Source organism: Acinetobacter rongchengensis (assembly GCF_003611475.1).
Classification (GTDB): domain Bacteria; phylum Pseudomonadota; class Gammaproteobacteria; order Pseudomonadales; family Moraxellaceae; genus Acinetobacter; species Acinetobacter rongchengensis.
Genome location: NZ_RAXT01000230.1, coordinates 1 through 296, shown reverse-complemented (window position 1 = coordinate 296; position 296 = coordinate 1). Strand labels below are relative to the sequence as shown.

Below are 296 nucleotides of genomic sequence, written 5' to 3'. Positions count from 1 at the left end.
GTGATTGGAACAGGAACCACAGATGCAAGTGGTAACTTCTCGATTCCAGTCAACCCAGCTCAAAACAATGGTCAAACGGTTACAGCAACAGCAACAGATGCAGCAGGAAATACTTCTGTTCCAGCCTCAGCCGTTGCAGACAACGCAGCACCAGTGATTACAGCAGCGACAGTAGATGCAACAACAGGTGCGACGATTACAGGACAAGTATCAGAACAAGCGACTGTTGTAGTTAAAAATGCTGCGGGCGTTGTATTGGGTACAGGTCAGACAGATACTGCAGGTGTATTCAGCTT

General features: G+C 47.6%; 1 protein-coding gene. It reads left to right on the top strand.

Annotation, left to right across the window (positions count from 1 at the left end; all coding sequences use genetic code 11):
• On the top strand, nt 1-296 hold a 296-nt coding region (locus tag D7V20_RS19980), incomplete at both ends, for an Ig-like domain-containing protein (protein WP_171407879.1).